Annotated in this window: 14 protein-coding genes; 10 read left to right on the forward strand and 4 right to left on the reverse strand. The window is 42.3% G+C overall.

Translation table 11 applies throughout. The features are described 5' to 3' along the window. Positions 1 to 18: 18 nt before the first annotated feature. The 4 genes from P2W82_RS11155 to P2W82_RS11170 all read right to left on the reverse strand — a co-directional run bounded on the left by P2W82_RS11155 (position 19) and on the right by P2W82_RS11170 (position 3,302). Positions 19 to 1,428 carry an MBL fold metallo-hydrolase gene (locus P2W82_RS11155; protein WP_336515963.1) on the reverse strand — a complete coding sequence of 470 codons (1,410 nt, stop codon included), beginning with the start codon at positions 1,426 to 1,428 and terminating at the stop codon, positions 19 to 21. 72 nt (positions 1,429 to 1,500) lie between these two features. After that, positions 1,501 to 1,857 (reverse strand): ArsR/SmtB family transcription factor, encoded by a 357-nt coding sequence (locus tag P2W82_RS11160; RefSeq protein ID WP_336515964.1) that lies wholly within the window; start codon positions 1,855 to 1,857, stop codon positions 1,501 to 1,503. A gap of 126 nt (positions 1,858 to 1,983) precedes the next feature. After that, complete coding sequence (gene tsaB, locus P2W82_RS11165; protein WP_336515965.1) at positions 1,984 to 2,664, reverse strand: tRNA (adenosine(37)-N6)-threonylcarbamoyltransferase complex dimerization subunit type 1 TsaB; 681 nt, start codon at positions 2,662 to 2,664, stop codon at positions 1,984 to 1,986. After that, a complete protein-coding gene (locus tag P2W82_RS11170; protein WP_336515966.1) occupies positions 2,664 to 3,302 on the reverse strand; it encodes a 3-hydroxyacyl-CoA dehydrogenase family protein in 639 nt (212 codons plus the stop codon). The genes tsaB and P2W82_RS11170 overlap by 1 nt, the downstream gene beginning before the upstream one ends. A 65-nt stretch (positions 3,303 to 3,367) precedes the next feature. Here P2W82_RS11170 and P2W82_RS11175 point away from each other — a divergent pair, with 65 nt between their 5' ends. The 10 genes from P2W82_RS11175 to P2W82_RS11220 all read left to right on the forward strand — a co-directional run bounded on the left by P2W82_RS11175 (position 3,368) and on the right by P2W82_RS11220 (position 16,671). Further along, positions 3,368 to 3,748 carry a RidA family protein gene (locus P2W82_RS11175; RefSeq protein WP_336515967.1) on the forward strand — a complete coding sequence of 127 codons (381 nt, stop codon included), beginning with the start codon at positions 3,368 to 3,370 and terminating at the stop codon, positions 3,746 to 3,748. 177 nt (positions 3,749 to 3,925) lie between these two features. Then, on the forward strand, positions 3,926 to 4,456 hold the full coding sequence (locus tag P2W82_RS11180; RefSeq protein ID WP_336515968.1) for a hypothetical protein: 531 nt from the start codon (positions 3,926 to 3,928) through the stop codon (positions 4,454 to 4,456). A gap of 45 nt (positions 4,457 to 4,501) precedes the next feature. Beyond that, the gene (locus P2W82_RS11185) at positions 4,502 to 5,854 is read left to right on the forward strand and encodes a vanadium-dependent haloperoxidase (RefSeq protein ID WP_336515969.1); all 1,353 of its coding nucleotides are present in this window, start codon (positions 4,502 to 4,504) and stop codon (positions 5,852 to 5,854) included. Between the two features lie 21 nt (positions 5,855 to 5,875). Next, a complete protein-coding gene (locus P2W82_RS11190) occupies positions 5,876 to 6,976 on the forward strand; it encodes a transporter (protein WP_336515970.1) in 1,101 nt (366 codons plus the stop codon). A gap of 36 nt (positions 6,977 to 7,012) precedes the next feature. After that, positions 7,013 to 7,939, forward strand: coding sequence for a transporter (locus tag P2W82_RS11195; protein ID WP_336515971.1), 927 nt, complete (start codon positions 7,013 to 7,015; stop codon positions 7,937 to 7,939). A 20-nt stretch (positions 7,940 to 7,959) separates the two neighbouring features. After that, positions 7,960 to 9,507: a vanadium-dependent haloperoxidase gene (locus P2W82_RS11200; RefSeq protein WP_336515972.1), complete on the forward strand. Its 1,548-nt coding sequence runs from the start codon at positions 7,960 to 7,962 to the stop codon at positions 9,505 to 9,507. 213 nt (positions 9,508 to 9,720) lie between these two features. Continuing rightward, positions 9,721 to 11,931: a TonB-dependent receptor family protein gene (locus P2W82_RS11205; RefSeq protein WP_336515973.1), complete on the forward strand. Its 2,211-nt coding sequence runs from the start codon at positions 9,721 to 9,723 to the stop codon at positions 11,929 to 11,931. A 72-nt stretch (positions 11,932 to 12,003) separates the two neighbouring features. Next, positions 12,004 to 13,143 (forward strand): DUF3179 domain-containing (seleno)protein, encoded by a 1,140-nt coding sequence (locus P2W82_RS11210; RefSeq protein ID WP_336515974.1) that lies wholly within the window; start codon positions 12,004 to 12,006, stop codon positions 13,141 to 13,143. 58 nt (positions 13,144 to 13,201) lie between these two features. Then, positions 13,202 to 14,845: an alpha,alpha-trehalase TreA gene (treA, locus tag P2W82_RS11215; RefSeq protein WP_336515975.1), complete on the forward strand. Its 1,644-nt coding sequence runs from the start codon at positions 13,202 to 13,204 to the stop codon at positions 14,843 to 14,845. A gap of 974 nt (positions 14,846 to 15,819) precedes the next feature. Next, the gene (locus tag P2W82_RS11220; protein ID WP_336515976.1) at positions 15,820 to 16,671 is read left to right on the forward strand and encodes a hypothetical protein; all 852 of its coding nucleotides are present in this window, start codon (positions 15,820 to 15,822) and stop codon (positions 16,669 to 16,671) included. Positions 16,672 to 16,910 lie beyond the last annotated feature (239 nt).

A 16,910-nucleotide genomic window follows, 5' to 3' on the forward strand; every position in this document is an offset into this window, starting at 1 on the left:
TCCAACTTCAAATTTCAACTAATTCAATGCTTGCGATTCTTTTGCCTGAGGAATCGCTTTTTCCTCCCGGATAGCGTTCCATCCACCCAGAACATTTCTGAGACTATGATATCCCTGCCGTTTTAATAAGGATGCTGCTACTACACTACGGAATCCACTTCCGCAGTACAAATACAGATTATCAGTTTCATTCAATTCGGCGATCGTACCCGGATCTTTTAAAGTATCCAGCGGCATATTAAGCGCATCTTTCACATGGCCATCATCAAATTCTGCTTCTTTCCTCACATCAACTAAAACGAGATGATCATCAAATGGAAGATCCATTGCGAGTTCGTCTGCCTCTACATTGATCAGCAGATCGCTATCAAACCCCGCCTTTTTCCACGCTTCATAGCCACCATCAAGGTAGCCAGCCACGCGATCAAACCCTACTCTTGCCAGACGCACGATCGTTTCCTTTTCTTTACCAGGATCAGTGACAAGGATAATTTCCTGGTCAAAGGGAAGAATGCTACCGGCCCACTCAGCGAAACGGCCATTTAGTCCGATAAAGATTGACCCTGGAACAAAACCATCACTGAATTCCTGTTGATTCCGGGTATCCAGAATGACTGTTGTCTCGTCAAGCTCTATCCTCTTTTTCAATTCCCCGGCACTGATAGCAACAAGACTTTTATGTAGAATTTTTTCGAGGGAGTCGTACCCTTCTTTATTGATTCTTGCATTGATAAAGAAATAATCAGGCGGAGCCTGCAATCCTTCCGTTACAGCTTTTACGAATGACGCTTCATCGGTAGCCAGTAAAGCATAGTTTGATTGCTTCTCAACTCCTATAGTAGTCGCTTTTTCGGATCCGATATTTTTACCACAGGAACTTCCAGCGCCGTGTGCCGGATACACGATTACATCATCTGGTAAATTTTTGATTTTGTTCTCAAGTGAATGATACAGCATGACAGCCAGTTCCTCACTTGTTTTCTCTCCGCTGCTCAGATCCGGACGGCCTACATCACCCACAAACAAAGTATCACCAGTAAACACAGCCTGAGGTTTACCATTTTCGTCGCGAAGAAGATAACAGGAAGATTCCACGGTATGCCCGGGCGTATGCAAAACTTCAAGCGATATTTTCCCAATCTTAAAAATCTCGCCGTCTTTTGCAATTCTCACAGGGAAAGATGTCCTCGTTTCTGGCCCGTAAACAATTGGCGCACCGGTCTTTTCATGAAGATCAAGATGTCCACTCACAAAATCCGCATGAAAATGAGTTTCGAAAATGAATTTGATCTCCGCATTTCTTGCCGCAGCGAGTTCGAGATAGCTTTCGGTATCACGAAGTGGGTCGATTAATGCTGCTTCTCCTTCACTTTCAATATAATAGGCTGCTTCACTGAGACAGGTGGTATATAATTGCTGAATAAACATAACTGCAAATTTAGCTCAAAAAAAGAAGTCCTGCCGAGCAGGACTTCATGGTCATATAGGACTTAATTCCGTTTACTTCAGGAGATCATCTACGATTTTGTTAATCTGATCGAGACGGTCATAGTTCACAAAGTAGTAAATGAATTTTCCATCCCTGGTGGTCTTCACAATTCCGACTCTCCTTAAAATGGCAAGATGCTGAGAGGCTACTGATTGCTCCAGGCGAAGCTGAACATACAGGTCAGTAACAGTCATTTTCTTGTTTTCATCCAGCAAACGAATCATTTGCTGACGGAGTTTGTGATTCAGGGCACGTAATACCAGAGACGCTTTCTTGACATTCAGGTAATCGATTCTTACAGGATTTCCCATATGGGTGGATGTGGGCGTTGGATCTGCGTAAAACAGATTAGGATTGCTACTATTCATGCGTTTAACGTTAAGCTTTATTAAAAGTAAATAAATTAAACATGCATTTTTTATAAAACGCAAATTTATTATACCCATTTACAATACAAACACATAATAGTTTTATTGGATATAGAAAAGTCCTAATCAGTTATGCGGCTTTTTGCCCGCACTGGTATAAAACTCCTTTGTGTAAAGTGGCTCTGAATATGCCAGCTCTGCGAAATTGCCTGCCAAATACCTTGTCATACTGATATGGTACTGATCATTGCTTGTCGCAGAATTGCTTACAAGAAACCGACTATTTCTATGACAGAAAAAACTCTTTGCTTTTTCTGCTCCGTTTCCAAAAAACAACGTTTTTCCGGTTTCAAGCTCTTTATCAAATTGTCCGTTTTCAAGAATCAACGCGTGTGGAGGCCTCAATTCTACCCAATTCTTGTTAAAAACGGCGGTAAAAACCTCATTTCGGCGAGCATCAATCATCGGGCATAAAAAATCGAAATCGTTACCTCTTTGCGAATAGGCCATCCATTCCAAACTATTCACCGTAAGTAGCGGGATATTCATGGCAAAACAGATTCCTTTGGCTGCTGCAAGCCCAACCCTCAATCCGGTATACGAACCGGGACCGATGATTACCGATACCGCCTTTAATTGAGCTATTGGTATTCCCGTTCTGCCAAGAACTTCCTTTATCGCCGGGTGCAAAAATGCAGCATGAGTTTTTTGATCCGGATTAATGATCTCGTCCAATACCTGATCATTGTCTGAAACAGCTACATAAGCAGTTTCTAAAGCCGTGTTGATGTGAAGAATGGTATTCATTAAGCCTCCTGTAGGATTTTATCTATTCCAAATGCCGGCTGGTATCGGGGATTTTCTTTTTGCAACACCTGCAGGAGAGAAATGATTCTGTTTGGTCCGATAATCCTGCTCCATTCAAAGGGACCATATGGATAGTTGGTGCCGATTTTCATTGATACGTCTATTTCCTCCGGCGTACTCACATTTTCAGCAACCGCAAAACAAGCTTCATTTATCATCATTGAAACTACCCGTGGAACAGCGAGCCCTGCCTGATCAGCTATCCTTGTAAACTTCCATCTAACCTTATTAAGAAAGTTTTCTATTTGAGGTTGATCCACGTCCGAATAGCTAATCTCCAGCAAATCGTTTTTTAAAAACCCGGGCCATCCATTAAGGATTGCGATGGGATTTGCCTTCGGAAAGTCGCCGAGCGTAAAATTGATTGCATCAATAAAAACAGGCGTGTCGGTGTTTAATTTAATAGCAGAAAAAAAATCAGGAGTAATGTCCATCAGAAAAAAATATGCTGTACAATCTGTATTTAATGATTTTAAGGAATTCTCAGCAAGCACCTGGAACCTTTCCGGCAGTATTCTGCTTAAAAAATCTTCCTTGCGTTGATCATCCGCATATAATATGATTTTCTGATCTGCCATGTGGCAAAATTAGGTTGGATGATTCCAAAAAACGACGCTATTTTAGACCCCTGAAATTCAGAAAAATGTCAATCTCAATAGTAAATACGAGCGATGCTCCAGCGCCTATCGGACCCTATAGCCAGGCTGTTCAGGCAGGTGGATTTCTGTTCATATCTGGCCAGGTGGCTATTAATCCGGCCTCCGGGAATGTAGAAGCTGCTGATGTTGCCGGCGAAGCAGAACAGGTGATGAAAAATCTGAAGGCAATCCTGGAAAAGGCAAATCTTTCCTTCGCTCATGTGGTGAAAACAACAATATTTCTCTCTGATATGAATGATTTCGGAACTGTGAACACAGTTTATTCAGGATATTTCACTGCCAATTTTCCTGCACGTGAAACTGTTGCGGTGAAAGGACTTCCAAAGAATGTTAGAGTGGAAATCAGTATGATTGCTTTGGTGTAAATGAATCAGTAACCCGATACGCTGCTTTATTTTAAGCCGAACCAGCAGCAGATTGCCATCTGCGTTTGTCTGAATATACGATCGGGATTTTGTTCAACGAAAAATCCAAATTTTAGAATATCTTTAACGCTTCCTGATTAGCAATTGAAAAGAGGATTTGCCATAATATTTATTCTGATGCACCTGTTTTATCTGGGTGGTTACCATTTGGTTTTTAACCAATTGGAAAAAGAATCGGAATTGAAGATGGCCAGTCGCCTGGAGAAAAGTGACTACAGTGACCATGAACTGATCGAAATAAAACTCCCGGTAAACATTCCGTACCAGGCAAATTCTGCAGGTTTTGAACAATTCGTTGGGGAGATTGAGGTTGATGGAATGCATTATAATTATGTGAAGCGCAAAATGCAGAACGATACTTTGATTTTGTTATGTCTGCCGAACAACGACAAATCAAATATCAGCACAGCTCGCGAAACATTTTTCTCCTTAGTCAATGAAATGAACAGGGCTTCTGATGGCAAGTCGATTCCATCAGTTCCAGCTAAAAGCATTAAATTCTCTGTATCCGATTTTGATTCAATTGAGAATCAATTTACCTCGCTTACAGTTAAGAATAAAATCTCTTATGCATCACAGACCAATCCCGGGCAGCTTTGCTCAGGTTTTATCGAAGGCAGTGTTCAACCTCCGGACGCTGTAGCCTGATCTTCCTGTATTTTATTCCATTTTTTTATTTACTGAATTGAAATTATGAGCAGACTGCTGGCAGGTATTGCCATCATCAGCTGCCTGGTCTCATGCAAGAACCAGCAGCATGACTACAAATCGTTTACCCATCAACCTCATTTGTTTAATACAACGGTAAAAAGGTTGAATGATATCGTATTGGAAAACAATTTTCCGCCGATGATCGCTTCGAGGAACTATGTCTACGCTTCCATTGCGGCTTTCGAATGTGTCGCAGCCGGGGATAGTAGTTATACATCATTGGCCGGCCAGATAAAACACCTGCCGGATATGCCAAACGTCGACAAAAGCAATGTCGACTTTCCATTGGCAGCCATGCTGGCGTTTGTAAAAGTTGGCAATGCTGTGACTTTTCCTGAAGGCAGTATGATGGATTATTACGATGAGCTTCTGCACCAGGCAGACAGTGCTGGTATGCCTGAGGCATTAATCGCTGGTACCAAAACTTTCTCTGACACAATCGCAAGAACAATTCTCGATTGGAGCAAAGGTGATCACTATAGCCAGACTCGGGGAGCCTCACGGTATACTGTACTCGATTCTCCTGGTCGCTGGGTTCCAACACCCCCGATGTATGCATCTGGTATGGAACCGCACTGGATGGAGATCCGTGCAATGGTGATGGATTCAGCAAGTCAGTTCAAACCTCAAAGGCCGCCTGTTTTTGAAATAAAAGACAAAAACAGTGTGTTTTTCAGAGCGATGATGGAAGTAAAAAATACAGGAGATTCATTGACTGACGAGCAGAAGCATATTGCAGATTTCTGGGATGATAATCCTTTTAAAATGAATGTTGCCGGTCATGTGATGTTTGCAACAAAGAGATTTTCACCAGCCGGGCATTGGATGAACATAACAGGAATTGCCTGCGGAAAGGCAGGTGCTGATTTTAATACCACCGTTGCTGCCTATGCAAAAACCGCCATTGCATTATTTGACGGCTTTATCAGTTGCTGGGACGAAAAGTACAGAAGCAATTACATTCGCCCGGAAACAGCAATTAATACAAATGTCGATGCAGATTGGCGGCCATACATTCAAACACCACCATTTCCGACCTATACCAGTGGGCATAGTACGATATCTGCAGCTGCTGCAGAAGTAATGACTGAGTTTTTTGGTGACAAACTAACGTTTACGGATACCTCTTTGCTTGAATTCGGAATTCCTTCCAGGGAAATTGTTTCATTTAGATCTGCTGCTGCTGAAGCAGGAATGTCGCGCCTTTATGGTGGAATTCATTACAGATTTGATCTGGATGCAGGAATGGAAGCCGGTAAAAAAGTAGGAATTCTCGTCACTGATAAAATCAGGATGCGGAAAGAAGATACGATGAAAAAACTCGGCAAGAATTAATTAACGCTATTAACTGTAATTATGAGATTCCTTATCAAAATATTTTTTTCAGCAAACTTGCTTTTATTGGTTCATGCCAAAGTTCGAAGCCAGGGTTGTGTAGCCATCAGAAGCACCGGGGGTATCAGCTCCCTGCGTCCCTCGCAAAATCCTGATTCCGGCAGTTGGTTGATTAATGTGAACAACCGTTATTTCAAATCTTATAAACATTTTCGCGGCAAGCATGAGGAAACTGAACGCGTGGAAAATGGAACTGAAGTCATCAATCATACCTATAGCCTCGACCTGTTTGTAATGAAGAATTTTGGTAAGCGCTGGGCGATTGCCATGAATATTCCCATGATCAACAATGCCCGCTCTTCTTTATATGAACACGGCGGAAATAATGCAGGACCTGATGCACGACATTCAACGCATTCATTTGGATTGGGTGATATCCGTGTGGCCGCATATGCATGGATAATTGAGCCTTCAAAAATGAAACGCTGGAATATGCAGCTGGGCTTAGGTGTCAAACTCCCTACAGGTGACTATCGCTATCAGGATTATTTCATTAAAAATGACAGCACAAAGATTCTAGGCCCTGTTGATCAGTCCATTCAACTCGGTGATGGAGGCACAGGCATAACTGCTGAAATGAATACATTTTATTCTATTGATCGCCACATCACCATTTATGCCAACGCATACTATCTGGCTAATCCGAGAGAACAGAACGGCGTTTCTACAGCAAGAGGTTCAGCAACATCAGCGGCTGCAATAGCCAATGGTAGCGATGTAATGAGTGTGCCGGATCAATACATGTTGCGTGGTGGTGTCAATTTTGGTGTGAATAATTTCATCGCGTCTGCAGGTGTTCGTTATGAATGTATTCCTGTTTATGATCTCATCGGGGGAAGCAATGGATTTCGCCGGCCGGGATATGTACTCGCAATTGAACCTGGAATTACTTACCAGACAAAAAAATTCTCCGCCTATGTTCTCGTGCCTGTTGCACTGGAAAGAAACCGGACACAGAGTGTACCGGATAAAATCAGGTCTGAGAATACCGGAGTCTACGTAATAGGTGATGCAGCATTTGCTGATTATTCTGTTAATGCAGGCGTTGCTTTCCGCTTTTAAGAATTGTCAAGTATTAACTATTTAAAAGAATCAAAAGTGATAAAAAAATATATACCATTTTTTGTCCTGGCATTGTCATGCTGTTACAACGCTTCAGGTCAGACTGAAATGGATGCCATCATGATGAATAAAAAACAGATGTGCATCGGGCCCATGTATACCTATTCGTCATGGGATCACTACTGGGAAGGAAAATATAAAAGAAACAACCAGAACCTCGGTAAGGTAAGCACTCAATCTTTTTTGCTCGGCGCTAACTACGGTATTACCGATAACCTCAACGTAATGGTAATGGCTCCTTATGTATGGACCAAAGCTTCCGCCGGTACACTCAGAGGAATGGAAGGCATTCAGGATATTTCTGCATTTGTGAAATATCGTTACATACCCTTCAAAAAAGGAAATCACAAGGTTTCTGTTTTTGCATTGGGTGGCGTTTCCGCACCGCTGACAGATTATGTTGCAGATTTCCTGCCACTTTCCATAGGTATGGGCACAACAAATGTTACCGGTAAACTGATGGCAGATTATCAGTGGAAGAAAATTACTGTTACAGCATCTGCCGCTTATATCTGGCGCAGTAATGTTGACATTGACAGATCTTCTTACTATGACACGCAGCTTCGCCTTACCAACGAAGTTAAAATGCCTGATCAGATGCAGTATCATATAAGGGCAGGATATCGTGGAAAATATCTGCTCGCAGAAGCAGTTTTTACTCGTATGGTAACTATGGGTGGAAACGATATCACCAAGAATAATATGCCTTCATTGAACAACAGGATGAATGCAAGTATTATCGGCGGACAGTTCAAATACCACATGCCGTTTCATCCCAATCTTGCTCTCACAGGCGGTGTTGGTTATACAGTGGACGGAAGAAATGTAGGACAAACACTGTCGATCAGCGGAGGTATTTTTTACTTCTTCTATTTCGGCAAAAGACAAACTCCAAATTCCTGATCCATTAAAAATATTGGTTTATGAAAAAGTTATTTTTCTATTTATCAGCGATAGCGGCAGTCTTCGCCTTCGGATACTCGTGCTCGAAAAATGTTGAATACCGCACACAGAATGCGCCTGCTTTACAGCCATCAAAAAATGATGAAAATGCAGGCAACTGGAAACCAGTTTTGCTGACAGCGCCGGATGAATTTGCTGTGCCTGCACCAGGTGCAACAGGTACACCGGACTATATTGCACAGATTAATGAGATGAAGTCATGGCAGCAAAACATGTCGAAAGCAGATCAGCAGTCCGTAAAATACTGGAGTGCCGGTGCTGTTCTTCGCTGGAATGAAATTCTTCGTGAGCTGGTTGCAAAATTCAATTTGCCGCCTTATCAGAACCCCGATGGTACTTACCCGGTTCCGAATGCAGCTAACCCATTGGCATATCCGTATTTCCCTTTTGCAAATCCACCATATGCCGCCAGAGCTTACGCCTATGTGAGTGCTGCGCAGTATGACGCATTGATCGCTGCGTTTCATTATAAAAAACTGTACAACAGGAAAGCCCCTTACGCAGTTGATTCGAGTGTGAAAACACTGGTACCACGTTCTGATCTTTCATCTTATCCTTCTGAAGATGCAGTAGTGGCAGGAGCAGCATCTGAAATGATGAAACTGTTGTTTCCGGGTTCACAGGATTACATCAATAAAAAAATGGAAGAACATGTTCATGCAAGAATGATGGCAGGGGTGAATGTGAGAAGTGATATCGATGCTGGCCTTGCACTGGGTCGTGCTGTGGCTCAGAAATTCATTGCCCGCGGAAGGACAGATCGTGCAGGTGCCGCCGGTGGAAATGCAGCGATGTGGAAACAACTTGAAGACGACTGTATTGCTCGTGGGGAAACACCGTGGTATAGTCTCGAGACGCCGAAACGTCCTCCAATGCTTCCTGCCTTTGGTAAAGTGAAGTCTCTCCTGTTAGATTCAATGACACTGATCTCTTTACGACCTGGCCCACCACCTTCTACCAATAGTGAATTGATGGGGAAAGAGATAAAGGAAATTTATGATATCGTCACCAAACCCACACGCGAGCAAATTGCTATCGTACATCATTGGGCTGATGGAGTAGGGACCTCTACTCCTCCGGGTCACTGGAATGAAATTGCAGCTGAAGACTGGATCAAGGAAAAATACAGCGAACCCCGTTGGGCACGCAATATGGCTCTGCTCAATATTGCAATGATGGATGCCGCCATCGTTTGCTGGGATACAAAATACTTTTATTTCAATCCCAGGCCTAGTCAGATGGATAAGAATATCAAAACAGCAACTGGTGTCCCCAATTTCCCTGCCTATATTTCGGGCCATTCTACATTCAGCGGTGCTGCAGCTACAATTCTCGGACATATCTTACCGTCACGGGCAAACGCTTATGATGCGATGGCTACGGAAGCTTCACTCTCAAGAATGTACGGTGGAATTCATTACCGTTCTGATTGTGAGAAGGGGCTTGAAGTGGGAATAAACATTGGAGCAAAAGCTGTTGACCGCGCTAAGATTGACGGCGCAGAATAAAATTTCGATAGTGCTGATAAGGCGACCGGTAAACCAGTGATGGACCTTGCCTGTCGCTTTATCGGCAATTTAACTTTACATTTTGCTTTTCGTATACTCATAACCGGCGTCTGTACCTCTCCTGGTTCTCCAATTGTTGGTGAAGATTAATTTTTACCGGTTAAAGCAGGTATCTGCCTGCGTCATTTCGTCATTTTTTTGATCTGGTTTTATATGCAAATAAAACATCAGTACAAGGCTGCGTTTGTAGCAGGGATGTTATTTTTTTCCACTAAACTCCTTGCGCAGGTGGATAGTATCAGGGTAAAAGATCTGGACAGTATCCGTATCACTTCAATATTACGAACGCCTTTGCTTCAAACTTTACCTGACGTAAAAGGCACATATCTGTATGCCGGGAAAAAAACCGAAGTGATCAATCTCAGCAGGTTGGATGTGAACAGGGTTAATAACAATCCCCGCCAGATTTTTGGAAAAGTACCCGGAGTATTTGTGTATGAAAATGATGGTTCCGGTAACCAGGTGAATATTTCATCCAGGGCACTTGATCCGCACCGTTCATGGGAATTAAATGTAAGGCATAACGATGCGATGATTAATTCAGATCTGTATGGATATCCCGCCGCGCATTTTAATGCACCGATGGAATCTGTTGAGAGAATTGAAATTGTTCGTGGTAGCGGCGCATTGCAATACGGCGCACAGTTTGGTGGGATGATGAACTATGTCACTAAAGAAGGCGACAGCACTCGTCCGTTTAGTTTCGAAACAAAAAATGCCGCAGGAACCAATGGCCTGTTCAGCACATTCAATGCAGTTGGCGGAACGAAGGGGAAAGTTCAGTATTACGCCTATGCGAATTATCGCAGATCTGATGGATGGAGAGATAACAGCGGATACAATTATTTTGCAGGACATGTGCATCTGAATTACCAGATCAGCAATCGCCTGAGGTTGCGCGTTGAGTACAATTATATGGATTATGTGAACCATGTAAACGGCGGCTTGACTGATGCGCAGTTCGCAGTCAATCCTCAACAGAGTACACGCAATAGAAATTATTACAGCCCTACTATTCATGTTCCGATGATCAGACTGGATTATGATATCAATCCAAGTACCCAGGTTAATTTTATCAGCTCTGCAGTACTCGGATCAAGAAACAGTGTACAGTTTATTGCCTTATCAACTGTTGCGGATACAATTAATGCTGCAACCGGAGAATACAACCCACGCCAGGTTGATCGTGATTTTTACCACAGTTACAGTAATGAAGTCAGGCTCAGGAAAAATTATAATCTCCGGGGTTTACAACATACCCTCGTCACCGGACTTCGTTATATCAACAATGATCTCAATCGAAAACAACTCGGGAAAGGAACAACCGGTGCTGATTATGACCTAAGTTTGACTGATCCCAACTGGGGTCGCGACATGCATTTCAAAACACAGAATCTTTCCGTATTTGCGGAAAACCTTTTTCGCATCACACCAGCGTTAACCCTTACTGCAGGTGCACGGGGCGAGTTTGGTGATACAAAGATGACTGGCTATATCTACAATTATGATCCGGAGAAAATTCCTGTTGATATCAGTCACAAATTTGTGTTGCTCGGTTTTGGTGGAGAATATCGGTTGAAAAACGGATGGAATGCATTTGCAAACTGGACTCAATCTTACAGACCTGTAGTATTTGCTGATATCATTCCTGCGAGTTCGCTGATACGGATCGATCCAAATATCAAAGATGCTCATGGCCATACAAGTGAACTTGGAATCCGTGGAAAGTCAGGTAACTTTTTCGATTTTAACCTGACACTGTTTAATGTCCGTTACAACAACAGGGTTGGATCAGTTGTGTTGACAGACAATACCGGTACTTACACTTACAAGACAAATACAGGAAATTCAAGAGCTACCGGTTTCGAATTGTATGCAGAATTTCAGCCAATAAGATGGTTGATCCGTCAGAAGTCCAAATACAAGCTTTCCGTATTTACTTCAACAGCATATATTCATGCTCGTTATCTCAGTGGTTCCAGTGTGTCCGGCGGTGTAAACAAGGATATTTCAGGAAACCGCGTCCAGGTTTCACCGGAATGGATTACAAAAAATGGTATTACTGCAGGATACAAGGGATTCTCTACAACATTTCAATTTACTTATACCGGCGATGCATATGCTGATGCGTTGAATACCCGCGAACCAAATGCTCCCGGTACTGTTGGTTTAGTACCTTCCTATGGAATTTTCGATTGGAATTTTACTTATGTTTTTCGTAAGTACGTTACCCTGAACCTTTTAATGAATAACATTTTTGATAAGCACTATTTCACTGAGAGGCCCTGGTTTTTCCCTGGTCCCGGAGGAATTTATCCTTCCGATGGCAGGTCCGTGATATTGTCGGTTGGAGTAGCGCTATAATTTATAACCTTCAATTGTAAATCCTGTCCGGAGACTGTGCATCGGCTTCCAGGCAAACAATAGCATCAAGGAATGAAAAAATTATTCTTCTTCGGTATTCTTGGTCTCATATTGTTCGAGATCGCCAATGTATTTTTTATCATGCCGATGCCAGGCAGTCAGCGCATGAACAGTATCGATCTTGCCTACTTCCTCTATCGCTGGCGATGGGCATTTCGTGTGCTCTTTGCTGTTATGATTATTGTGGGTCTGCTTAGGGCAAACTGGAAAAGAAAGTGGGTTCCTGCAGTTGCGTTGCTTCCTTTACTGGGGATCGCCTATATGTTCAATTTTGTGATGTCGGCGGATCATATGTTCTATCAGCCTTCTCACCTGATCATGAAGACTTCCGCAGAAAACAAAACCGATACTGCAAGAGTAATCATCGGGGTTACAAATAATGGTGAGGCAAAAGCTTACCCGGTACAATATATCGGCTATCATCACCAGGTAATGGATACGGTTGGCGGTAAGCCGTTGATTATAACCTATTGTACAGTCTGCCGAACGGGTCGTGTGTACGAACCTCTGGTGAATGGTCAGCCGGAAACTTTTCGGTTGGTTGGTATGGATCATTTCAATGCTATGTTTGAAGATAAATCTACAGGAAGCTGGTGGCGGCAGGTAAACGGAGAAGCAATTGCTGGTAAAATGAAAGGGACTTTCCTGCCAACAGTACTACATACGCAAACATCTCTCAAAACATGGCTCAGTCTTTATCCTGATTCTTACATCATGCAACCCGATCCTGATTTTGTTGCCGGTTATGATTCCACATTTAAATATGAAAGCGGAAAAAGTAAAAGTTCGCTCACGGGAACGGATAGTTTATCCTGGAAAGACAAGTCCTGGGTTGTCGGTGTAAAGAACGGTGCGAATGCAAAGGCCTATGACTGGAATATGCTTAAGGAAAAACGATTGATACAGGACATAGTCGGTCAGGATTCGCTGCTGTTGTTGCTTGCAAATGACGACAGAAGTTTTTTTGTTTTCAGAAAGCCGATGGGAGCAAGCGTTGAATTTTTAAACGATACTCTTAAGATCAACGGAAAAAATTTCCGACTAGACGGGAAAGGCATTGACACAACAGCTCAGCTTCAACGTGTACTGGCTTCCCAGGAGTTCTGGCATAGCTGGAAAACATTTTATCCGGAAACTAAAATCTACGAATAAAAAGCCGATCGGATCAGATCAGGCTCCTGTTGCATAACTTAGGGTCTAATTATTCCATATGAGGTGGTTAATCAGTTTTTATTTGTGCACGGTAACTTTATCTGTATTTGCACAACCGCAGACACCCGATAAAATTTATGGCGACCTGTTTAAAGATGTTCAGCTTTCCGGGATTTTCCCGGATGGAAAAACATTTGTCGATGCCATTCCTAAAAAAGATCCTTCTGAAATTGTTAAGAAATACAAAGAGATAAAAGCAAATCCTGCTATTAAATTCTCGCTCGAACTTTTTATTCAGGAGAATTTTGATCTTCCAAAAACGCCGCAGCTGAATTATGTACAACAGGAAAAAGATGTTGTTCAGCATATCCGGAATCTCTGGTCAGTATTAAAAAGAGATCCTGATCAAGCCATTAATGGAAGTTCCTTGCTGCCATTACCTAATCAATACATCGTGCCAGGCGGAAGATTCAGGGAGGTATATTACTGGGATTCCTATTTCACAATGCTTGGCTTAAAAGAAAGCGGTGAAACGAAACTGATTGAGAACATCATAAAGAATTTTTCTTTTATGATCAATCAGTATGGGCATATTCCCAATGGAAACCGCAGCTACTATCTGAGCCGCTCGCAACCTCCGTTTTACTGCCTGATGATTGAACTACTTGCAGACATAAAAGGTGCAGATGCATACACGGACTATCTTTCAGCACTTGAAAAAGAATATCAATACTGGATGGCGGGAGCGGAAAAACTACAGACTGGCCAGGCAGTTAACAGGGTTGTTAAACTTGATGATGGTTCAGTGTTGAACAGGTATTGGGACGAACTCGATATTCCACGACAGGAAAGTTATAAAGTTGATGTGGAGACAGTTGGAAAAGCATCGGAATTATTTATTGCCAGCAGCACATTTAAAAATGATCGTGAAAAAAATCGCGCACTCGAACCTTTTCAGAAAAACCTTAATCGTCATTTGCGTGCAGGTGCTGCGAGTGGATGGGACTTCAGCAGCCGTTGGTTTTCCGATCACCAGAACATAACAACGATCCACACTACAGACTTTGTTCCTGTTGATCTGAACAGCCTGATGTACCAGATGGAAATGACTTTGCAAACTGCTTATTCCAAAATGCGGGCTGCTTCCCCACAAACTCAGGCCGGATATGTTTCAAAAGCAGGTGAGTATGGCCGTAAAGCAGCAGCGAGAAAAGCCGCAATAGAAAAATATTGCTGGAATGAGAAAGAAGGGTTTTATGCTGACTATGATTTCGTTCAGAAAAAAATAAATGATCAGCTGACGTTAGCAGGAATGTTTCCTCTGTTTCTGAAAGTTGCTTCTGCTGATCATGCCGGCAAAGAAAAAAATATTGTGATGGAAAAATTGCTGAGAGACGGCGGGCTTCTCACAACAGGAAATACTACCGGCCAGCAATGGGATGCACCCAATGGTTGGGCGCCGTTGCAATGGGTAGCTATCAAAGGTTGCGATAACTATGGATTTTTGCCTGAAGGATACACTCTTGCAGAAAGATGGGTTGTGCTCAATAAAGCCGTTTATGCGCGCACCGGGAAACTGATGGAAAAGTACAATGTGGTCGACACCAAACTCGATGCCGGTGGAGGTGAATATCCTTCGCAGGATGGTTTTGGCTGGACTAATGGCGTATTACTTGCGCTGATTGCAAAATATAATCTCTGACGTACCGGTCATTCACTTCAGTGTTCCGGTTTTTAATTTCAGTTTTCAGTTTCTTTCGTGCTTACTTTATTTGGCAAAATCCCAGAACTATTCAATTTATTTTTGCAAAAATTACTACTTCCGGAATGCCGGTTCCGGTTTTTTGCAGTTTTTACTTTTGTTTCCGTTAAATCAATCCCTTATTGGCAAAATCTGCTACTGTTTTAAACAAGGCTGCAATTCTTCGGTTGAAAATGGCGTGACCGCCTGATATTTTTGAATTGACAGCCGTTGTACCGGAACACCAGTTTAATCTAACCAATATGACTCCCCTTGAGAAAGATTATTCACACATTGTTATCCTGTATCATCATTCGATTGATAGGTAATCGTCCTTTATAGCTGATGATTGCCGTGATCGCTTTTACATCCTATGGAACACTCGGATATATTTCTCTAGTATCACCTCAAAACCTCCCGCTTAAAGGAAAAAAGGATATACGCACAAATATGTTTTACGGTACAGGCGGAAGAAGTGAAGGAGTTAACCTGAACAGCGGTAAGAGTGTATCTGGTTCCTTTAAGGGTAGTTTTTGGGGTGTAGTTGTTCCGTGTATCTTCTAATAGAACCAGCACCAACTATTACTGAAGGAACTGGGAAGTAGGAGTTGGAGATTTAAAAATGATGGTACCCAAAACAGGAATAAGGCACCAGTTATTTGCGGGTGTCGTCCTCAATTTTAGAATCGTGGAGTTTGTATATGAGAGAAACAGAACTTATGGAACGAAATAACATCAGTCAATAGTTTTCATATTTTATTTCGGCCACATTGCATTTCGGAATAACAGAAAATTTTTCAATAGGTATTACCGTTCTTACACCGGAAAAAGAAAGTCAAAATAAAGCGCAATGCAACAAACCGCTTTGAATTGAAATCAATGAATCAGTTTGCATATCACGCAGCATTTTGAACATAATAAAGCACTATCTAAGTATGAAATTTGTTTCCACGATAATTGTAGTTGTTGCTATATGTATCCTGAGCTCCTGTAACTCACCTCGTTATATTTATGGCGTAACCCCACAGAACCTGCCTGCTTTAAAAAAGCAGGGTGATTTTGAGATCGATGCGTTTTACAGTACAAACGGCCCTGAGGCTTATACCGATGATATTGAAAGCAATGGATACTCAAAAGGTTTTGATGGTAATGCCGCAGTTGCAATAACCAATCACTGGGCTGTTACCGGGTCTCTCGGTTATCGCTGGGAAAGGTCAATTTATGACGATTACTACTCAGGATCCGGCAATCTCACCGCTGCTAAAGTCGATTATTATCGCATGAACTGGGAAGCAGGTACAGGATATTTTGCTTCGATCCATCCTAAAAACAAAATATACTTCCAGATTTTTGGAGGTGTAGGGGGTGGAAGATATTCGATGGACGACCTGAACAGAGTAGATCCCAACAATCCTTCTGGCGGTCTTGCGCTGACGCGTTTTCATGATGCAGATGTATTCCGTTTTTATCTGCACCCTGCCGTACATTTTCATTTCAATGATTATTTTTCTATGGCTGTCGCCGGGAAAATGACGAATGTGCACTATTCAAATGTGAGAACTGACTATAGTTTACTTGAACAGGAGAACTACAGGCTTCTTGCATTGGAGGGTAAAACTTTCACCATGTTTGAACCTTGCATTGATTTGAAATTCAGAATTCCTGAAGCAGAATGGATTTCGCCTCATATGCAAATGGGATTCAGCACATATCTGAGCAACTACGATACACGGAAGTTTAATTTTTCAATAGGACTCGCTTTTTTGAATCCGCGAAAATCCAGGTAAAAAGGACAATTCACCTGATCCGAACAGACCAGCGATAATAATGTGTGAAACATGCCTTAATCTGAAATTCCGAGTACCGTGAGCTAGACGGATTGCTCCGCACATTCAAACCGGATTCAGCAGTTATGTTGAGAATTACGACACTGAAAAATTCAATTTTTCCATTGGTATCACATGTATGCGACCCATTAAAAAATGAGATCTGTCTAAGTTCTTCGATAATATGATTGCAATCATGC

Origin of the sequence: Pollutibacter soli, assembly GCA_029269725.1 — a bacterium.
GTDB lineage: Bacteria > Bacteroidota > Bacteroidia > Chitinophagales > Chitinophagaceae > Pollutibacter > Pollutibacter soli.